At 72.0% G+C, this 17,741-nt stretch carries 14 protein-coding genes; 3 read left to right on the top strand and 11 right to left on the bottom strand.

The window, feature by feature from the left end; genetic code table 11:
- Positions 1–202 precede the first annotated feature (202 nt).
- From M8J73_RS43785 to M8J73_RS43755, 6 genes are all read right to left on the bottom strand, one after another.
- A complete protein-coding gene (locus M8J73_RS43785) occupies positions 203–1,648 on the bottom strand; it encodes a glyceraldehyde-3-phosphate dehydrogenase (protein ID WP_249829893.1) in 1,446 nt (481 codons plus the stop codon).
- An 88-nt stretch (positions 1,649–1,736) separates the two neighbouring features.
- Complete coding sequence (locus M8J73_RS43780; RefSeq protein ID WP_055537870.1) at positions 1,737–3,935, bottom strand: endonuclease; 2,199 nt, start codon at positions 3,933–3,935, stop codon at positions 1,737–1,739.
- Between the two features lie 48 nt (positions 3,936–3,983).
- On the bottom strand, positions 3,984–5,132 hold the full coding sequence (locus tag M8J73_RS43775) for a DUF8225 domain-containing protein (RefSeq protein ID WP_055541939.1): 1,149 nt from the start codon (positions 5,130–5,132) through the stop codon (positions 3,984–3,986).
- A complete protein-coding gene (locus M8J73_RS43770; protein WP_055541938.1) occupies positions 5,129–6,742 on the bottom strand; it encodes a hypothetical protein in 1,614 nt (537 codons plus the stop codon). Before M8J73_RS43770 ends, M8J73_RS43775 begins: the two co-directional genes overlap by 4 nt.
- A gap of 37 nt (positions 6,743–6,779) precedes the next feature.
- Positions 6,780–8,291: a S8 family serine peptidase gene (locus M8J73_RS45145; RefSeq protein ID WP_274757736.1), complete on the bottom strand. Its 1,512-nt coding sequence runs from the start codon at positions 8,289–8,291 to the stop codon at positions 6,780–6,782.
- Between the two features lie 50 nt (positions 8,292–8,341).
- Entirely contained in the window at positions 8,342–8,671 is a 330-nt protein-coding gene (locus M8J73_RS43755) for a hypothetical protein (RefSeq protein ID WP_249829892.1), read from the bottom strand.
- A gap of 190 nt (positions 8,672–8,861) precedes the next feature.
- On the opposite strand from M8J73_RS43755, the gene M8J73_RS43750 reads away from it, so the two are divergent.
- Together M8J73_RS43750 and M8J73_RS43745 are read left to right on the top strand one after the other, a co-directional pair.
- Positions 8,862–10,328: a purine-cytosine permease family protein gene (locus M8J73_RS43750; RefSeq protein ID WP_055539769.1), complete on the top strand. Its 1,467-nt coding sequence runs from the start codon at positions 8,862–8,864 to the stop codon at positions 10,326–10,328.
- Positions 10,325–11,002: a cysteine hydrolase family protein gene (locus M8J73_RS43745; protein WP_079054947.1), complete on the top strand. Its 678-nt coding sequence runs from the start codon at positions 10,325–10,327 to the stop codon at positions 11,000–11,002. Before M8J73_RS43750 ends, M8J73_RS43745 begins: the two co-directional genes overlap by 4 nt.
- Here the strand turns inward: M8J73_RS43745 and M8J73_RS43740 are convergent.
- Entirely contained in the window at positions 10,978–12,267 is a 1,290-nt protein-coding gene (locus tag M8J73_RS43740) for an alpha-L-fucosidase (RefSeq protein WP_055539768.1), read from the bottom strand. The genes M8J73_RS43745 and M8J73_RS43740 overlap by 25 nt on opposite strands.
- Positions 12,268–12,553: 286 nt before the next feature.
- Between M8J73_RS43740 and M8J73_RS43735 the strand changes: the two genes are divergently transcribed.
- Complete coding sequence (locus M8J73_RS43735; protein WP_055539767.1) at positions 12,554–12,973, top strand: SseB family protein; 420 nt, start codon at positions 12,554–12,556, stop codon at positions 12,971–12,973.
- 83 nt (positions 12,974–13,056) lie between these two features.
- Here M8J73_RS43735 and M8J73_RS43730 read toward each other — a convergent pair whose 3' ends face one another.
- From M8J73_RS43730 to M8J73_RS43715, 4 genes are all read right to left on the bottom strand, one after another.
- Complete coding sequence (locus M8J73_RS43730; RefSeq protein ID WP_055539766.1) at positions 13,057–13,452, bottom strand: MarR family winged helix-turn-helix transcriptional regulator; 396 nt, start codon at positions 13,450–13,452, stop codon at positions 13,057–13,059.
- A 55-nt stretch (positions 13,453–13,507) separates the two neighbouring features.
- Complete coding sequence (gene glgB, locus M8J73_RS43725; RefSeq protein ID WP_055539765.1) at positions 13,508–15,745, bottom strand: 1,4-alpha-glucan branching enzyme; 2,238 nt, start codon at positions 15,743–15,745, stop codon at positions 13,508–13,510.
- Positions 15,746–15,749: 4 nt separating this feature from the next.
- Positions 15,750–17,129 carry a maltokinase N-terminal cap-like domain-containing protein gene (locus tag M8J73_RS43720; RefSeq protein ID WP_055539764.1) on the bottom strand — a complete coding sequence of 460 codons (1,380 nt, stop codon included), beginning with the start codon at positions 17,127–17,129 and terminating at the stop codon, positions 15,750–15,752.
- 27 nt (positions 17,130–17,156) lie between these two features.
- The coding region (locus tag M8J73_RS43715; protein ID WP_249829891.1) for an alpha-glucosidase C-terminal domain-containing protein at positions 17,157–17,741 on the bottom strand (585 nt) is incomplete at its 5' end.

Below are 17,741 nucleotides of genomic sequence, written 5' to 3'. Positions count from 1 at the left end.
AGGTCCCGCTCGCGGCCCGGCCCCGACCAGGCACGGCGCACCGCCAGCACGACGGCCCCGCCGTGCCGCCGCACCACTTCCGTTCCTCGCCTCGTCCGGTCCATGGCACTGCAAGTGCCACGGACCTCGGCCGTCACACCACGGGGCCGGGCGGACGTGTCGTCCGCCCGGCCCCGTGACCGTGGGATACCTGCCCGGACGGTCAGACCGCCGGGGCCGGGTACGTGGGGTACTCCACGCCGGAGACGTGCTGGACGACCCGGATGACCTGGCAGGAGTAGCCGAACTCGTTGTCGTACCAGAGGTAGAGGATCGCGTTGTCGCCGTCGACCTTGGTGGCGCCCGCGTCGACGATCGAGGCGTGGCGGGAGCCGATGAAGTCGCTGGAGACCGAGTCCGGCGCGTTGGTGAAGTCGATCTGGCGTTTGAGCGGCGAGGTCAGCGAGACACCCCGGAGGTACTCGAGGACCTCCTCGCGGTCGGTCTCCCGGCCGAGGCGCAGGCTGAGGATCGCGATCGACACGTCCGGGACGGGGACGCGGATCGAGCTGCCGGTGATCGGCGCCTTCAGGTCGGGCAGCGCCTTGGCGACGGCCGAGGCGGCACCCGTCTCGGTGATGACCATGTTGAGCGGCGCGGAGCGGCCGCGACGGTCCGACTTGTGGTAGTTGTCCAGCAGGTTCTGGTCGTTGGTGAACGAGTGGACGGTCTCCACGTGACCGCGCAGCACACCGAACTCGTCGTCCATCGCCTTCAGCGGCGGCACGATCGCGTTGGTCGTGCAGGACGCGCAGGACAGGATCTGCTCGTCCGGCTTGATCGTGTCGTGGTTGACGCCGTGCACGATGTTCGGGACGTCGCCCTTGCCCGGCGCGGTCAGGACGACCTTGTCGATGCCGGGACGCAGGTGCTGCGAAAGGCCCTCGCGGTCGCGCCACTTGCCGGTGTTGTCGATGAGGATCGCGTTCTTGATGCCGTACTCGGTGTAGTCCACCTCGGACGGGTCGTTCGCGTAGATCACCTTGATGGTGTTGCCGTTGGCGACGATCGTGCTGTTCGCCTCGTCGACGGTGATCGTGCCCTGGAACTGGCCGTGGATGGAGTCGCGGCGCAGCAGCGAGGCGCGCTTGACGATGTCCTGCTCGCCGCCGCCGCGCACGACGATGGCGCGCAGCCGCAGACCGTTGCCTGAGCCGGCCTTCTCGATCAGCAGCCGGGCGACGAGGCGGCCGATGCGGCCGAAGCCGTAGAGGACGACGTCGCGGCCCTCCGCGCCCTCGATCTTGTTGGCGCCGGTGGCACCGGCGACGGCCTCGGCGGTGAACTCCGCGATCGACCGGCCCCGGTCGTCGGCCTGGTAGGCCTCGGCGAGCAGACCGATGTCGATCTGGGACGGCCCGAGGTCGAGGGTGGTGAGGGCCTGGAGGAACGGCAGCGTGTCGGTGACCGCGAGCTCCACGCCGGCGATCTGCCGGGCGAAGCGGTGCGTCTTCAGGATGCTGACCACCGACTTGTTCACCAAGGAGCGGCTGTGCAGCAGGACCGTGACGTCCCGCTCGCGGTGCAGCTTCCCGATGATCGGGATCATCGACTCCGCGATCTCCTCGCGGTGCTTCCAAAGGGTGAACGAGTCCTCGTTGACAGTCACAGATTTATCTTTCGAGCTAGGCGGCGCTCATATGCTAAACCGCCGCCCGCCCGATCCCGCCACCGGGGTGGTCACAAGCCCCGACACATCAGGGCCAGACCCCCGAAAAGTCGATCTTCTCGGCCCACTCCGGGTGGTCTATCAGCGGATTCCGGTTGCCCTGGAGCTCCGCTATGGCGGCGTTGCGGTGCAGTTCGTACTCGGTCACCGGCTCGCTCGCGTGCCACGACAGCAGCAGGGGCAGCCGGTCCTCCGGGAACTCGCGCGCCGTGTCGCCGACCTGCTTCGGGTAGCGCAGCAGGAAGTACAGGGTGGCGCGGGCGACGGTGCCCTTGCCCTCCTGCGGCTCGAACCCGTTGGACTCGCGCAGCCCGCAGGCGTCCCGCACCGCCTCGTCGAAGTGGGGGAAGTCGAAGTACGGGAAGTTGCCGCGGAAGCTGTTGCAGCCGACCTCGCAGGCGAACAGATGGTGCAGGTCGCCCCGCATCGGCTCCTTCTTCAGGAACCACGACTGCGGCACCACGTGTTCGCAGTTGAACGGCATCGACGCCTCCAGCGCGTCGAACTCCGCCTCGAACTCGGCCGGTCCCGCCGTCCCCTCGTGCAGGAACAGCTCCTGGATACGGGCCGTGCGGGCCGCCTCGACGGCCGCGTCCGCGCGGATGAACTCCTCGGCGGAGAAGTCGTTCCCGGAGTAGATGCTGCGCAGCCGGCCGTCCCGGTGCAGATCCACCCACGGGTAGACGAGCCGCATCGGCTTGTACCGCGGCCGCGGACCGTGGGTCCGGGTCAGCAGCTCGGTGAGCGCGCGCCGCAGCGCGTCCCCGTCGTCGGTGGCGACGCCCGCGTAGTAGGCCTCGCGTGCGGCGGTGTCGGCGGGCCGGTCGTAGTACGGCCGCTCGCGGGCGAGCCGGTGGTTGACGAGGGCCGCGTCGACGTCGCGCTCCGCGGCGGACGCCGTGTCGGGCCGCCCGGCCGGGGGCGGTGCCACGGGCACGGGGCCGGGCGGCGGGGCGGTCACGCTCGCGACGGGGAACACCGACGGGTCGAGACCGACGCTGATCCGCAGCGGGATCGTCAGATGGGCGGTGCCGTCGGCGACGAACGCCCGCGAACCGTCGGGTCCGGGCCGGGCCGCCGCACCGTTGCCCGACGGAGCGGGCGCGGCCGGCGGCGGGGCGCCCTCGACCGGCGCCGGGGCGGGCCCGGCCGCGGCGGTCCGGGGGACGAACACCTCGTCACGGAGCCGGGCGGCGGCCCCGGTCAGGGTGATCTCGCGCAGGGCGCGCAGCACCCGGCTGATCCGCACCCCCTCGTTGGCCTTCCACGCCAGCCGGTCGTCGCCCATGTCCGGCGTCCACGGCACCCCGTCGACGCTCAGCGGACGTCCCTCGGCGTCGGTCTTCGGAACGGCCGAGTGGTGCAGCGCGACGACCTCCCACTGGTCGTTGAAGACCGGCGAACCCGAGGAGCCCTCACGGGTGTCGCTCTCGTAGTGCGTGAACCGGTCGAGGATGTCCACGATCTGGTTCTCGCGCAGCGCCAACTGCTTGGGCTCGCCCCGCGGGTGCTGGATGATGTTGACGAACTCCCCGACGACGACCGTGCCCTGCGCCTCGCTCAGCGTCAGCCGGCCGAAGGACGACAGGGCCTCGCCCCGCGCCCCGCGGTCGGCCACCGCGACCAGACTGAAGTCCAGCTCCCGGTCGGTGACGAAGAACCGGTGCGGCTCCAGCTGGAACACCGAGGGTGTCAGCGGCCTGCCGTCGATCCCGGCCTGGAGCGAGAACGCGACCACACTGCGGCGGGCCTCCTCCTGGCTGCGCAGCACATGGTTGTTGGTGAGCAGCAGGGACGGCGACACCATGAAGCCGGTGCCGTGACCGCCGCCGGGCCCGTTGATGGTGACCCGGCCGACCGAGCGGGAGACGAGCGCCCCCTCCTCCAGGAACGCCACCGGGGTGAGGTTGTTGCGTCCGATCAGCCTCTCCAGCCCCAGCAGGTCGCTGCCGAAGCTCTCCGGCGGCAGCCGCAGGGTGCTCCCTGCCGCCGCGACCGGGTCCGACGGCTCCCGCTCGATCGCCGTCGCCAGCGACCAGTCCGCGCCGAGCCGCGCCAGCCGCTTCTCGACCCGCTCCGGTTCGTCGGCGTGCAGCACACCGCGGGTGCGCAGCACTTCCCGGTTCCGCTCCCGTCGCTCGGTGCGGTCCGCGTAGCGTGCGGCGGCGCTCGTCAGCTGGGACAGGTAGTCGGGTTCCGTGGGGGAGAAGAGTTCCGTCGTTGTCATGATCCGCCTCCAGGGCCGGCGGTGGGGATGGATGGGGGGTGGGGAGCGCTACGCCACGAGCCGTGTGCTGCGCGGCGCCTGGTCGGGCCGACTGCCGAGGTAGCCCTGCGCGGAGAACGCGCCGGGGGAGAAGGCGCCCGGTGTCACGTCGTCGCCCGCCGCGAGTTCCACGCAGGCGGTCTGCGGCGGGGCCGCGCTGAGGCCGATACGGCAGGCGGTCGCCGTGAGCTTCACCGTGACGAAGTCGGTGATCTGCGCGCCGAACTCGATGGGCCGTCCGGCGATGGTGATGTCGCCCACGGTGAAGCCCCGGTCGCCCGGCACCTCGTAGACGGCCCGTACGGGGACGTCGGTGTCTCCGCGCTCGAACCGCCAGAAGCTCTTGGGGTCGGAGCCGTCGGGGGTGCTCCAGCCGTCGGTGGCCAGATCGTCGAAGTAGATGCCGACGGGGTCGCTGAGCGCGATGTCCGCCTTCTGCCGGGCCACCGAGTTGACCACCTCACCGATGTGCGGATCGCTGTTGCGGTCCGGTACGCCGTACTTGGCGCAGGCGATGAGTTCCTGCGCACCGGTGAGCTCCCGCCCGCCGATGACCCGCCGGATCGTCGCCGCGGCCGCCAACTCGATCTCGGCGCCGAGGGTGTTGGACTGCTGGATGAGGTGCATCGCGCCCTGCGACGTGGAGTCGTTCCACTTGTTGCGCCGCACGTACCGGCCGTCCGGGCCGAAGAGATCGCTCCGCCGCACGGCCGGGCCGATGTGCGCGCGGTAGAGGTCGAGCACCTTGTCCGGGTCGGTGCGCGCGAGCACGTCCCAGTACTCGGGGCCCTCACAGGTGAACGTGACGCGGGTGATCCGCCCCGAGTCGTCGCGGGTCACGCTCCACTCGCAGTACTCGTCCTGCACGTCGCGGCTGGCGTCGGCGCGCTGCCAGCGCTGCCGGTCGGAGATCGCGGACCTCAGGCGGTTCGGGAACGCCGTCCAGGTGACGGCCGCCCGGACCGCGTCGTCGGCGGTGTCCGTCCTGGTGAGGTTGTAGAACTGCGGCCGGGGACTGTTGTGGAGCACCTCGGCGGGGTCCGGTCCGGTGATCGCCTCGTCGACGCTGTCGCTGATGAAGACGTGCCACGCCTGTCTGCCCGCTTCGTCGAGGTCGGTGAGCCGCCCGGGAGGCCCGTACGCGCTGATGGTGGTCATGGAGAACCTCCGCTGGTCGAGACACCGACGGTGCCGTCCTCGTGCATGCGCAGCCGAGGGGCGTCGGCGGGGATGTCGGTCGTCGGCAGGGTGAGCGCGAACTCGTTGAGCCGCATCTCCTTGAACGTGCGGCGACGGGACTCCGCGAGCCGCACACAGTCGTCGAAGCCCGACGCCGTACGGATCCGCGCCGCGACCTTCTCCAGGTACGCGTCCACCCGCCGGGCGAACACCTCGGGCCACTCCGCCTCCGGGACCGCCCAGTTGCGCGCGAACTCGGCCTCGGGACTGTCGGCGGGCAGGGTGCGCGCGGCGTCGACCACGGCCGCGGCGATGTCGGCGCACCATGTCGCCACGGGCACCGGCGCGGTCGGCACGTAACGCATCAGATGGGCGCGGGCGGGGCTGAAGACCGGCTCGGTGAAGTCGACCATCAGCGCGCAGGCCGCGAACCTCGCGGGGACGAGACCCCGCTCCACCGCCTGCCGCACCACGTCGTTGTCCTCGTACGCGGCCTCGGGGACCATGAAGGCGAAGAACGTGTCGCCGGGCCGTGTGAACCCGCTGACCCGCTCCTCCATCCGGAAGCCGAACGCGGCGACGCTGTCCGCGTACAGCGACGCCGGCGCGGACGGCGCGCTTCCCGCGCCCACCGGCAGCCCGAGGTCGTTCAGCAGGGCGTCGGCGTTCAGCCAGAACCCCAGGGGCAGCACCAGGTCCTGGCCCGAGGCGGCCACGGTCGCGCTCTGAACGGACGTGCTGGCCAGGTTGACCGTGGTGCTCGTGAACAACTGCCGCAGCAGTCGGTCGGGATGGGCCACCACGCCGTCGGTGACGACCGTCGACAGGCGCGCGGCGGTCCACCGCGCGATGAGGCCCTTCACCGTGAGTTCCAGGCGCTCGGCGCCGATGACCTGGCGGTACAGGGGGTTGTCGCGCAACGGGTCGTCGGGGGCGAGCTGGATCGTCGCGGACATGGACTGCCAGTTGCTCCAGGGCTGCTTCAACTCCTTCATGACCACGCTGCCGTTGACATGGCTGTCGAAGCAGCCCTTGCCCCGCGACCGAGGTGCCAGCGCCGACCACGAGTCACCGGTCCACACCCAGGCCGGTGAGATCCGCATGTAGTAGTTGAAGACCCGCGCCCGCGGATCCCAGGCGGCGACCTGGAGGAAGACCGAGCCGGGGTCGCTGCTGACCAGCAGGTCGGCGTCCTTGCCCGGTTCCGCGCGGGTGATCGCGAAACGGAAGTCGCGACGCAGCCCCGGTGCCTCGTGCGGGGGGATCTGACCGGCCTCACCGATCAGGTACACGGACTGCGCCGGGAGTTCCCCCGCCTCGGTGAGCCCGTCGAGCACCTCCTCCAACGTCATCGGCCAGCGGCCCCGCCGGAAGAAGACCCGGGCCATGGGGTCACGGAGCCCGTCGAACTGCTCCGCGGACATGGGCACCGGCCCCCGGTCCACCCCGCTCACCCCGCGGTGGAGCGTGCCCGGCCGCAGCCCGCCGCCCTCGTCGGCCGCCGTGACCGCCGCGGCCGTTCCGGGCGGCTCCGCCAGCGGCCAGGCGGTCGCCCGCCGGCGTTCGGGGGTGCGCTCCCACAGCGACATGGTTCCTCCGCGCTCTGTGCCGCCCGTTCCCGGACCGTCAGCCGAAACCGTCGAGGGCGAAGGACAGGGCCGCGTCGACGTTCACCAGACCCGCGCCGGTCGCCTCGTCCGGGCCGATCCGCGCCGGACGGTTGAATCTCGGATGGTTCGCGCCGATGGTGACGTCGACCGCCGTCGTGGCGAGCGCCTCGACGACCTGGGCCGGGTTCAGCTCCGGTCGGGCGCCGAGCAGGACCGCCGCCGCGCCCGCGACCTGCGGCGCCGCCGCCGACGTACCGGAGAACAGCGCCCATCCGTCGTTCGGCCCCGTGTCGTCGCCGCGCTCGGGCCGCTGCCCGTCGCCCTGGACACGGCTCTCCGACACGTCGAGCGCGCAGCCGGGCGGCACCGGCAGCATCAGATACTGCGCCCGGGGCCGCATCCCGACCAGCCCGGACACGACGGGTACCACGACACCCTCGAACCAGGGGCTCGCGTACCCGCTCGCGTAGTCGGAGGCCCGCAGCTCCAGCTCCGGTCCCACGAACACCCCACCGACCGAGAGCACACCCGGCACCTGCGGTTCCATGGCGAACTGCCCGTTCATCGCGGAGAAGACGACGGTGACGCCCTGCTCGATCGCGTCCCGGATCTCCAGGGCGAACACGTTGTCGGTCTCCGTCGGCGGACCCACGGGAGGGAAGGTCCGCGATCCGCCCCAGGAGTTGGTGAGCACCTGGGGGGCACCGCCGGCCCGCGCGGCCCGGCAGTCGGCCTTCGCGCGGATGAACGCCGTGAACGCGCCCGTCAGGTTCCCGGAGTTGTCGCTCGCCCTGTAGGGCCGCAGCTCGGCCCCGGGTGCCACGGCGAAGACGTTCGCCGACTCCCCGGTGCCGTGCCCGATGGGGTCCTGCGCGGGGTTCGTGCCCGGCAGGACCGCGACGGTCGGGGCGATCCGGTAGCCGTGCGCGGCGAAGTAGGTGTGCGGGTACTGCCCGGTGTCCACCATGGCGACCTGGATCCCCGCCCCCACCTGGCCGCGGGCGTGGGCGCGGGTGGCGCCGAGCAGCATGGCGACGTCGCCCGGCAGCCGCAGATGGTACCGGTCGACGTTGGGCGGCTGTGCGGACGGCACCAGACGCGCCGGTGTCCGCGGCGACTCCAGTGCCACGGCCTCGATCGCGTCGGTGCCCGGTACGTCGCCCACCCCGAGGGCCTCGGGCTGCCGCTCGCCCACGATGTCCAGCTGGGTCACGTAGCGGATGTGGTCCATCTCGACCTGGTGCAGGTCCTCGTACGTCTCGAGCCGCCCGCCCGTCAGTTCCTCGTACGCGGCGGGCGGCCCGCTCACGGCGAAGCCGAGCCGGCTCTCGGCGGTGATGGTGAGCCCGGCCGCGAGGAGGTACGCCTCGGCGCGCTCCTGGCTCTCCGGGTCGGTCCGGAACGGCTCGGCCGCGTCCCACCGCGTGGCCCGGGTCATCGGCACCCCGCCCCGCGACCGGGCGGACACATAGCCGTACACGAACTCCGGAGCGGGCTGCCCGTACTGGGGCGTCATGGGGAGCGTCATCGGGTCCTCCAGGGGTCGCCGCGGGGGAGGGCGACCGGGGCGGTCGTCGCTCAGTCCGGGAAAGGGGGGTCGGCATCCGGGAATGGGGGGTCGGCGCCCAGGGCGGGCAGCGGCAGGACGGTGACGGACCGTGCCGTCCCCTTGAGCGCCGCCGGGACCGGGAGGGACCGGGGTTCCGTACGATCGCCCGGTGGTTCACCGAAGGCCTCGGTGAATCGGTCGGCGGGGCCCGTGAGAAGGGCACCCGCGGCCATGGGCGTCACGTCGAGCCCGTGCTCGCCGGCCCAGTCGGCCAGCCCGTCCGCCGGTGCGTCGGCGCGCAACCGCACGAGGGCCTCGACGAATTCCACTCCGGAGCCGTCGCTCTGTTCCGCTGCCACGGTGTCTCCGGTCTGTTGTGTTGGCGGTCCCCCTTTCGATGCTGACAGGTGCGGTAAATATGCGCAAAAGGGGTATTTTCCTGCCGAGGTGCGGGCCACGCCGTCCGTGCGGGTGCCTCCTTGACGCGTCCGACCGGCCCACCTACGGTCCCCTGGACGTGATCAGCGCGATCAGACAGGCAGGTCGACGATGACGGACGCCCCGCCCTCCGACGGCACCCCCGCGGTCCGCCCGCTCCAGGTGGAGACCCACGGCCTCGACGTGATCGGTGACGCCGACCGCAAGGGCACCCCCCGCACCCTCTTCTGGCCCTGGTTCGGCGCCAACGTCTCCGTCCTCGGCATGAGTTACGGCGCGTTCGCCCTCGGCTTCGGCATCTCCTTCTGGCAGGCCCTGGCCGCCGGGATCCTCGGCATCGTCTTCTCGTTCCTGCTGTGCGGCTTCGTCGCCGTCGCCGGGAAACGCGGCTCTGCGCCCACGATGGTGCTCAGCCGCGCCGCCTACGGGGTGCGCGGGAACCGGCTGCCCGCGGCCGTGTCCTGGCTGCTCACCGTCGGCTGGGAGACCGTCCTGTGCGCCCTCGCCACCATGGCCACCGCGACCGTCTTCCGCAGGCTCGGCACCGGCGGGGGCGACGAGACCAAGGTGGTGGCGCTCGTCGTCGTCGCCGCGCTCGTCGTGGTCGTCGGCGTCATGGGCTTCGACCTCATCATGCGCTTCCAGACCGTCATCACCGTCGTCACCGGGATCCTGACGATCGTGTACGTCGTGCTGGTGGCGGACCACATCCACTGGTCCACCGTCAGCGCCCTACCCGCGGGCTCCGCCCAGAAGTTCATCGGCGCCCTCGTCTTCATGATGACCGGCTTCGGCCTCGGCTGGGTCAACGCGGCGGCCGACTACTCCCGTTACCTGCCCCGCACAGCCTCCGGCCGGGGCGTCGTCGGCTGGACCACCTTCGGCGCCTGTCTCGCCCCGCTGCTCCTGCTGGTCTTCGGCCTGCTCCTCGCCGGCTCCTCCGCCGAACTCGGCGAGGCGATCGCCCTCGACCCCATCGGCGCGCTCACCACGCTCCTGCCCACCTGGTTCCTGATTCCGTTCGCCGTCGTCGCCGTGCTCGGTCTCGTCGGCGGCGCGGTCCTCGACATCTACTCCTCCGGCCTTGCCCTGCTCGCCGCGGGCCTGCGCGTGCCCCGCCCCCTGGCCGCGCTGGTCGACGGCGTCCTGATGATCGCGGGCGCCGTCTACGTCGTCTTCTTCGCCGACGACTTCCTCGGCCCGTTCATCGGCTTCCTCACCACGCTCGGCGTGCCCATCGCCGCCTGGTGCGGGGTGATGCTGGCCGACCTGCTGCTGCGGCGGCGCGACTACGCCGAGGAGGACCTGTTCCGCGCGGACGGCCGCTACGGCGACATCCCACCGGGCCCCCTTCTGCTCACCCTCGCCGCCACGGCCCTCGGCTGGGGCCTGGTCACCAACACGGCGGCGGGCTGGCTGGACTGGCAGGGCTATCTGCTCGGCCCCCTCGGCCTCGGCGGCAGGACCGGCGACTGGGCCTTCGCCAACCTGGGCGTCCTCATCGCCCTGGCGGTCGGCTTCCTCGGCACCCTGCTGCTGTCCAGGGGCCGGGTGCGGGCGCAGGAGGGACGCGCATGAGCGGGCACCCGTCCCACGGCGCCCCTGACGCCCAGCCCACGGAGTCGCCCCACGGCGCCCCCGACGCCCAGCCCACGGAGTCGCTCCACGGCGCCCCGGACACCGCGCCCGGTCTGCTCGCCGTCATCGACATGCAGCGGGTCTTCGCCGAACCGGACAGCCCCTGGGCCGCGCCCCGCTTCGACGAGGCCGCGGCCGGGGTGCGGCGCCTGCTGCCGGCGTTCGGCGACCGCGTCGTGTTCACCCGCTTCATCGCGCCGGAGCACCCCGAGGGCGCCTGGCGGGCGTACTACGACCGGTGGACGTTCGCCCTGCGGCCGGCCGACGCCCCGCTCTGGCACCTGGTCGACGACTTCTCCAAGGACCTCCCCGGCGCCGCACGGCACCTCCTGGACGCGCCCACCTTCGGCAAATGGGGCCCGGACCTCGCCGCCCGCCTCGGCGGGGACGGGCCCCTGGTCCTGGCCGGGGTCAGCACCGACTGCTGCGTGCTGTCCACCGCCCTCGCCGCCGCCGACGCCGGGGTCGAGGTGCTGGTCGTCGCCGACGCCTGCGCCGGCGCCGACGACGACTCCCACGCCAGGGCCCTGCACGTACTGGGCCTGTACCGGCCCCTGGTGCGGGTGGTGACCGTCGACGAGGTCCTCGCTCAGTCGCGCCCCGCGCCCCGGTAGAGGTCCAGTTCCCCGTCGAGTTCGACGGCGAGCACCGTCGCGTACGGGTCGAGGTCGGCCTCACCGGGGGCGTCGATCCAGGTCACGCCGGGCACCGCGTCGAGGCCGCCGATCACCCGGTGGTCCAGCTCGGTGCCCGTGCCGAGGACGGTGACCCGGGTGACCCGGTTGCGTAGTCCCCGGACCGCCACGGACTCGCGCGGCACGTCGAAGCACATCAGATACAGGGTGCGCCGGTCGGCGGAGAGCGTGCTGGGGCCGTAGTGGTGCCCGGCGGGCAGCCCGGCGACCGTGCCGTACACGGCGTCGCTGTGGCGCCCGATCCACGCGCCGAGCCCCTCCAGCCGCTCGACCTGCGCGTCGGTGAACGTCCCGTCCTCGCGGGGCCCGACGCCCAGCAGCAGATTGCCGCCCATGCCGATCGTCTCGGTGAAGTAGCGCACCAGTTGGCGCACCGACTTGTGGTGGTCGTCGTGGTGCTGGAAGCCCCATGAGTCGTTGACGGTGAGGCACAACTCCCATGGGCCGTCGGGTGCTTCGAGCGGCACGCCCTGCTCCGGGGTGGCGTAGTCGCCGTGGCTCAGCATGCGGGCGTTGAGGACGGTGTCCGGGTTCTCCGAGAGGATCAGCCGGGCCAACTCCGCGATCCGCCACTGCTGTTCGGTGCGTTCCCACTCCCCGTCGAACCAGAGCAGGTCGGGGCGGAAGCGCTCGACCAGCTCACCCACCTGGGCGTCGCGGTAGGCGAGGAAGCGGTCCCAGGCCACCGGGTCCTCCTCGCCGTGCGCGGCGTGGGAGTACGGGTTGGCGTCGTTGCCACCGGGATGGCTGGGCGGCCACCGCTCGATGTCGGGGTGGCGGACGCTCGCGTAGTCCGGGTGGTTCCAGTCGGAGTGCGAGTAGTACAGGCCCACCTTCAGGCCGCGCTCGCGCAGCGCGTCGACGTACCCGGCCACCAGGTCCCGGCCCGCCGGGCTCCGCCGGACCACGCTCAGGTCGCCCTGCGCGGTGTCCCACAGGGCGACCCCGTCGTGGTGCCGGGCGGTGAGCACCGCGTACCGCGCCCCGGCGCGGGCGAACAGGTCGGCCCAGGCCCGCGGGTCGTAGCGGGAGGCGGTGAAGCCGTCGAGCTGTTTCATGTACCGCTCGTGCGTCACCTCGCCCCAGTAGAAGGACCAGGACTCGGGCACCCCGTCCACGGCGTAGATGCCGTAGTGGAGGAAGATGCCCAGCTTGGCGGCGGGAAACCAGGGTTGCATGGTCATGCGCCCACGCTAGGGGGAGCGTCTCGGCGGGCGCGTGGGCGCCGGTCACCACCGCTGGTCCATTCTCACCACCGGCCCTCCACGCCTCCCATCACGGGGCCCCCACACCTCTCACCACCGGGCCCCCACGCCGCGCTCGCCACGACACACGAGCCCGTCCCCCGTCCGCCGTGTGGACAGCGGCGGAGCGCAGGAATGGGCGTCCGCGGATCGGGTACGCGAGGGACGTCGTGCCCGGTACGGATCTTGTCCCGGGCGGCCCGTCCCCACTATCAGGGATCTTCCAATGGACATACCCGCCAACAACCATCCCGCGCCCCAGGACGCCACACCGGCCCAGCGGGCGCTGACCGCCCTCGCCCTCGACAACGGCGACACGGCCGCGCTGGACACCCTGGCTGGAAGCGACGTCCTGGTCCCCGTGCCGGACGACGCCGACGACGCGGCCCTGAACGACCCCACGGCCGTGGCGCTGCCCGTCCTGGAGCAGCCCGGAGGCGAACAGGTCGTCCCGGTGTTCACCTCGGAACCGGCGATGGCCGAGCTGCTGCCGTTCGTCTCCCGCTACCGTCTGGTACCGCTCGGGGCCCTCGCCTCGCAGTGGCCCGACAGCGATCTGTCCCTGACCATCGACGCCGGCTCACCGTACGGCCTGACCCTTGACGCCCACGACGTCGGCACCCTGCTCGGGGGACACGAGATCTGACCCCCACCCGCCAGGGAGGGGGCCTTCGGGGCGTACAAGCCTCACCCCCTTCCCGGGGGAGCGGGCGCCGCCCCCGGTTGGGATCAGTCGCTCCGCAGCGTCCTCGCGAGGACGTCCCGCTGCAGGGGCAGCACCTCCGAGTGCAACGAGCGTCCCTTGTCGGTGAGGGCGACCCGCACCCCGCGCCGGTCCTCGGCACAGACCGCGCGCGTGACCAGGCCGTCCTTCTCCAGCCGTGCGATCAGCCGGGACAGGGCGCTCTGACTGAGGTGGACCTTCCCCGCGATGTTCTGCACCCGGCAGTCGTCCGCGTCCGCGGCGGCGAGCCCGGACGCGAGGATGTCCAGCACCTCGAAGTCGCTGGCCCCGAGGCCGTGGGGATGCAGCGCGCGGTCGATCTCGCACATCGTGCGGGCGTGCACCGCGAGGATGGCCCGCCACCGTTCCTCGAGCCGGGCATCGGCCGTGTTCGCTGCCATATGTGCACGGTAACAGAGGGTGCGGGGAGGCCGTCTGCGCAGTTCACGCCGGGACCTACACGGGCTTGAGCCAGATCGTCGCCAGCGGGGGCAGGGTCAGCCGGAGCGTGGCCGGGCGGCCGTCGTAGGGGGCGGGCTCGGCCTTCACCGGGTCGGGGTTGACGACGTCGCCGCCTCCGTAGGCCGCGGCGTCGGTGTTGAGGACCTCCTCCCAGGCGGGGATGTCGCCGGGCGCCCCCAGACAGTAGTCGTGGCGGACCACGGGGCTGAGGTTGGAGACGGCCAGCAGCGGCGTGCCGTCCGCGGCGAGCCGCAGGAACGCGAAGACGTTGTCCTCGGCGGCGTCGCCCTTCACCCACTGGAAGCCGGCCGGATCACTGTCGCGCTGCCAGAGCGCCGGGGTGCCCCGGTAGAGCGTGTTCAGATCACGGACCAGGTCCCGCACACCCCGGTGATCGGGCTCCGCGCCGTACGCCGGGTCGAGGAGCCACCAGTCGGGGCCGTGCGGCTCGGACCATTCGCCGCCCTGGGCGAACTCCTGCCCCATGAAGAGCAGTTGCTTGCCGGGGTGCGCCCACATGAAACCGAGATAGGCGCGGTGGTTCGCCCGCCGCTGCCACCAGTCGCCCGGCATCTTCGACACCAGCGCCTGCTTGCCGTGCACCACCTCGTCGTGGGAGATCGGCAGGACGTAGTTCTCGCTGTACGCGTACACCATCGAGAACGTCATCTCGTTGTGGTGGTACTTGCGGTGCACGGGCTCCTTCGCCATGTAGCCGAGGGAGTCGTGCATCCAGCCCATGTTCCACTTCAGCCCGAAGCCCAGCCCGCCGCCGTCGGTCGGCCGGGTCACGCCGTCCCACGCCGTGGACTCCTCCGCGATGGTCACCACGCCCGGCGCCCGCCGGTACACGGTCGCGTTCATCTCCTGGAGGAAGGCCACCGCGTCCAGGTCCTCACGCCCGCCGAACACATTCGGCGACCACTGGCCGGAGTCACGCGAGTAGTCCAGGTAGAGCATCGACGCGACCGCGTCCACCCGCAGCCCGTCGACGTGGAACTCCTCGCACCAGTACACGGCGTTCGCCACCAGGAAGTTGCGCACCTCGCGGCGGCCGTAGTCGAACTCGTACGTCCCCCAGTCCGGATGCTCGGCCCGCCGCCAGTCCCCGGGCTCGTACAGCGGCTCCCCGTCGAAGCGGGCCAGCGCCCAGTCGTCCTTGGGGAAGTGCGCCGGCACCCAGTCCATGATCACGCCGATCCCCGCCCGATGCAGGGAGTCGATCAGATGCTTCAGGTCGTCCGGGCCGCCGAGCCGGGCCATGGGCGCGTAGAACCCGGTGACCTGGTAGCCCCAGGAGCCACTGAACGGGTGCTGGGAGACCGGCATGAACTCCACATGCGTGAAACCCAGGTCCCGCACATACGCCGGAAGCTCCTCCGCCAGCTGACGGTACGTCAACCCAGGCTTCCAGGAGGGAAGATGGACCTCGTACACGGAGAACGGCGCCTGGTGCACCGGGGTGTCCCCACGGCGTGCCATCCACTCCGCGTCGCCCCACTCGTGGTGCGAGACCGTCACCACGGACGCCGTCGCGGGCGGCACCTCCGCCTGCCGTGCCATGGGGTCGGCCTTGAGGAGACGGTGCCCGTGCCGGGAAGTGATCTCGAACTTGTACCGGGTGCCCTCACCGACGCCCGGCAGGAACAGTTCCCACACCCCGGACGACCCCAGCGACCGCATCGGGAACGCCGTACCGTCCCAGCAACCGAAGTCCCCGACGACCCGCACCCCTTGCGCGTTCGGCGCCCACACCGTGAAGCGGGTGCCGGCCACACCCTGGTGGACCATCGGCTCGGCACCCAGCGCCTTCCACAACTGCTCGTGGCGGCCCTCACGGATCAGATGCAGATCCAGGTCGCCGAGCGCCGGAAGGAACCGGTACGGGTCGTGGATCTCCAGGTCGGCGTCCTCGTACGACACCAGCAGCGTGTAGTCGGGGATCGCGTCGAACGGGATCACCCCCGCGAAGAGACCGTCGCCCTCCGACGAGAGGTACGTGCGCACCCCGTCGATCACGACCCGCACCGCGTGCGCGTACGGCCGCAGCGCCCGGACGGCGATCCCGCCGGGCACCGGGTGCGCGCCCAGCAGGGAGTGCGGGTCGTGGTGGGCGCCCGCCAGCAGCCGTCCCCGGTCCTCGGCGGACAGGGGAGGAGCACCCGCGAAGGTGCCCGGCGGGTGCGGCGGCGGACCGGCCGACTCGGGGGGAGTGATGTCGCGCAGGGCCACTGCTTCAGCCTCCTCTTACGGCGAGACGCTCGATCGCCGCCATCGGTACGGGGAGCCAGTCGGGTCGGTGCCGTGCCTCGTACAGAACCTCGTACACGGCCCGGTCGGTCTCATACGCGCGCAGCAGACCGTGCTTCTTGCGCGGGTCCCAGCCGGCGCGGGCGGCATAGCCCGCGCAGTACGCCTCGCGACACAGGCGCGCCCACTCGGGGCGCCAGGGACGTCGCTGCCGGGCGGCGTAGTCGAAGGAGCGCAGCATCCCCGCGATGTCCCGCACCGGGGACTGGGCGCCGCACCGCTCGGCGAGCGGACGGGACGGCTCGCCCTCGAAGTCGATGACGAACCACTCCCGGCCGGCCCGCAGCACCTGCCCCAGATGCAGATCGCCGTGGACGCGCTGCGCGGGCGGCCCGGCATCGCAGGTGAGCAGCGCACGGAACGCGGTCCGCAGCCCGGGCACGTAGGGCCGCAGCGCCGGCACACAGCGCGCCGCCGCGTCGAGCCGCTCGGTCATCGCGGCCGCCGTCCGCGCGTTCTCGTCGTGCTCCCCGGCGGGGAAGGCCGACGCCAGCGCGAGGTGCACCTCCGCCGTGGCCCGCCCCAGCTCACGGGCCTGCGCCGTGAAGTCGTCGCCGGCAGCGAGCGCGCCCAGCGCCAGGGTCCAGCCGTCGGAGGCGTCGGGCAGGAACGGCTGGAGCACACCGAGGGTCGCCGCGAACGGACGGGTCGTCCGGAACCACGCCACCGGCGCCGGCACCCGGCCGCAGCCCTGGCCCGCCAGCGCGCCGGGCACCTCCAGATCGGGATTGACACCGGGCTGGATGCGCCGGAACACCTTCAGGATGAACGCGTCGCCGTACACCAGCGACGAGTTGGACTGCTCGGCGTCCAGCAGCCGCGGCGCCAGCCCGGCCGGTACGCGCGCCGACGGATCCGCCTCGAATCGCAGCGGGCCCGCCGCGCCCGGGTTCCGCAGCCGCTCCAGCAGCAGGTGCGCCGACCGGGGGTCGTACAGCGCGTCGTAGACCGTGTGCCCCGCGAGCGGGCCCTCCTGCACCTGCCCGATGAGGGCCCGGCCCAGGCGCGGCGCCGGATGGTCCCGTACGCCGAGCAGCAGCTGGTAGCAGTCGCCGGCCGGGGGAGTGCCACCGGGAGCCGGCACCCCGCCGTGACTGCTGTGACCGGCATGACCGGTGTGCACCAGGAGATGCAGACACCCCGGATACAGCTCCGTCATGGACAGCAGCGCGAGGTCCGTGACCGGCCGGTCCTTGCCGGCGAACCAGCGCTGCCGGGGCAGCCAGTCGCGCAGCAGTCCCGCGAGCGAGGTCATCAGGTCGGCGGCCCTGTCGCTGCTCGGACGGAGCAATGCGGTCTTCGGCATGGTGACGTCCTTTCACCGGCCCGCGCTTCAACGCCCTAGGGCAGCGCGGGAGAGGACTCGGGAGAGCCGGAACCAGTAGAAGCCGTGGCCCGCGAGGGTGAGGAGATAGGGGAGTTCACCGATGGCGGGGAAACGGACCTGGCCGATGAGTTCGACGGGGTGGCGTCCTTCGTAGGCGCTCAGGTCGAGTTCGGTGGGCTGCGCGAACCGGGAGAAGTTGTTCACGCACAGCACCAGGTCGTCCTTGTACTCGCGCAGATAGGCGAGGACCGCCGGGTTGGACGAGTGGAGTTCCGTGTACGACCCCAGTCCGAAGGCGGGGTTCTGCTTGCGGATCTCGATCATGCGGCGGGTCCAGTGCAGCAGCGACGAGGGCGAGGACATCGAGGCCTCGACGTTGGTGACCTGGTAGCCGTAGACCGGGTCCATGATCGTCGGAAGGTACAGCTTCCCCGGGTCGCAGGCGGAGAAGCCGGCGTTGCGGTCGGGGGTCCACTGCATGGGGGTGCGGACGGAGTCGCGGTCGCCGAGCCAGATGTTGTCGCCCATGCCGATCTCGTCGCCGTAGTAGAGGATCGGCGAGCCGGGCAGGGACAGCAGCAGGGCGGTGAA

This window comes from Streptomyces neyagawaensis, from assembly GCF_023516595.1.
GTDB lineage: Bacteria > Actinomycetota > Actinomycetes > Streptomycetales > Streptomycetaceae > Streptomyces > Streptomyces neyagawaensis.
This window is presented reverse-complemented; position numbering and strand designations above follow the sequence as displayed.

What these genes read in the sequence shown, in the direction of transcription:
- M8J73_RS43780 (WP_055537870.1), bottom strand. Translation starts at nt 3,935, where the DNA reads ATGACAACGACGGAACTCTTCTCCCCCACGGAACCCGACTACCTGTCC.
- M8J73_RS43720 (WP_055539764.1), bottom strand. Translation starts at nt 17,129, where the DNA reads ATGCCGAAGACCGCATTGCTCCGTCCGAGCAGCGACAGGGCCGCCGAC.
- M8J73_RS45145 (WP_274757736.1), bottom strand. Translation starts at nt 8,291, where the DNA reads ATGACGCTCCCCATGACGCCCCAGTACGGGCAGCCCGCTCCGGAGTTC.
- M8J73_RS43740 (WP_055539768.1), bottom strand. Translation starts at nt 12,267, where the DNA reads ATGACCATGCAACCCTGGTTTCCCGCCGCCAAGCTGGGCATCTTCCTC.
- M8J73_RS43735 (WP_055539767.1), top strand. Translation starts at nt 12,554, where the DNA reads ATGGACATACCCGCCAACAACCATCCCGCGCCCCAGGACGCCACACCG.
- M8J73_RS43770 (WP_055541938.1), bottom strand. Translation starts at nt 6,742, where the DNA reads ATGTCGCTGTGGGAGCGCACCCCCGAACGCCGGCGGGCGACCGCCTGG.
- M8J73_RS43745 (WP_079054947.1), top strand. Translation starts at nt 10,325, where the DNA reads ATGAGCGGGCACCCGTCCCACGGCGCCCCTGACGCCCAGCCCACGGAG.
- M8J73_RS43730 (WP_055539766.1), bottom strand. Translation starts at nt 13,452, where the DNA reads ATGGCAGCGAACACGGCCGATGCCCGGCTCGAGGAACGGTGGCGGGCC.
- M8J73_RS43750 (WP_055539769.1), top strand. Translation starts at nt 8,862, where the DNA reads ATGACGGACGCCCCGCCCTCCGACGGCACCCCCGCGGTCCGCCCGCTC.
- M8J73_RS43775 (WP_055541939.1), bottom strand. Translation starts at nt 5,132, where the DNA reads ATGACCACCATCAGCGCGTACGGGCCTCCCGGGCGGCTCACCGACCTC.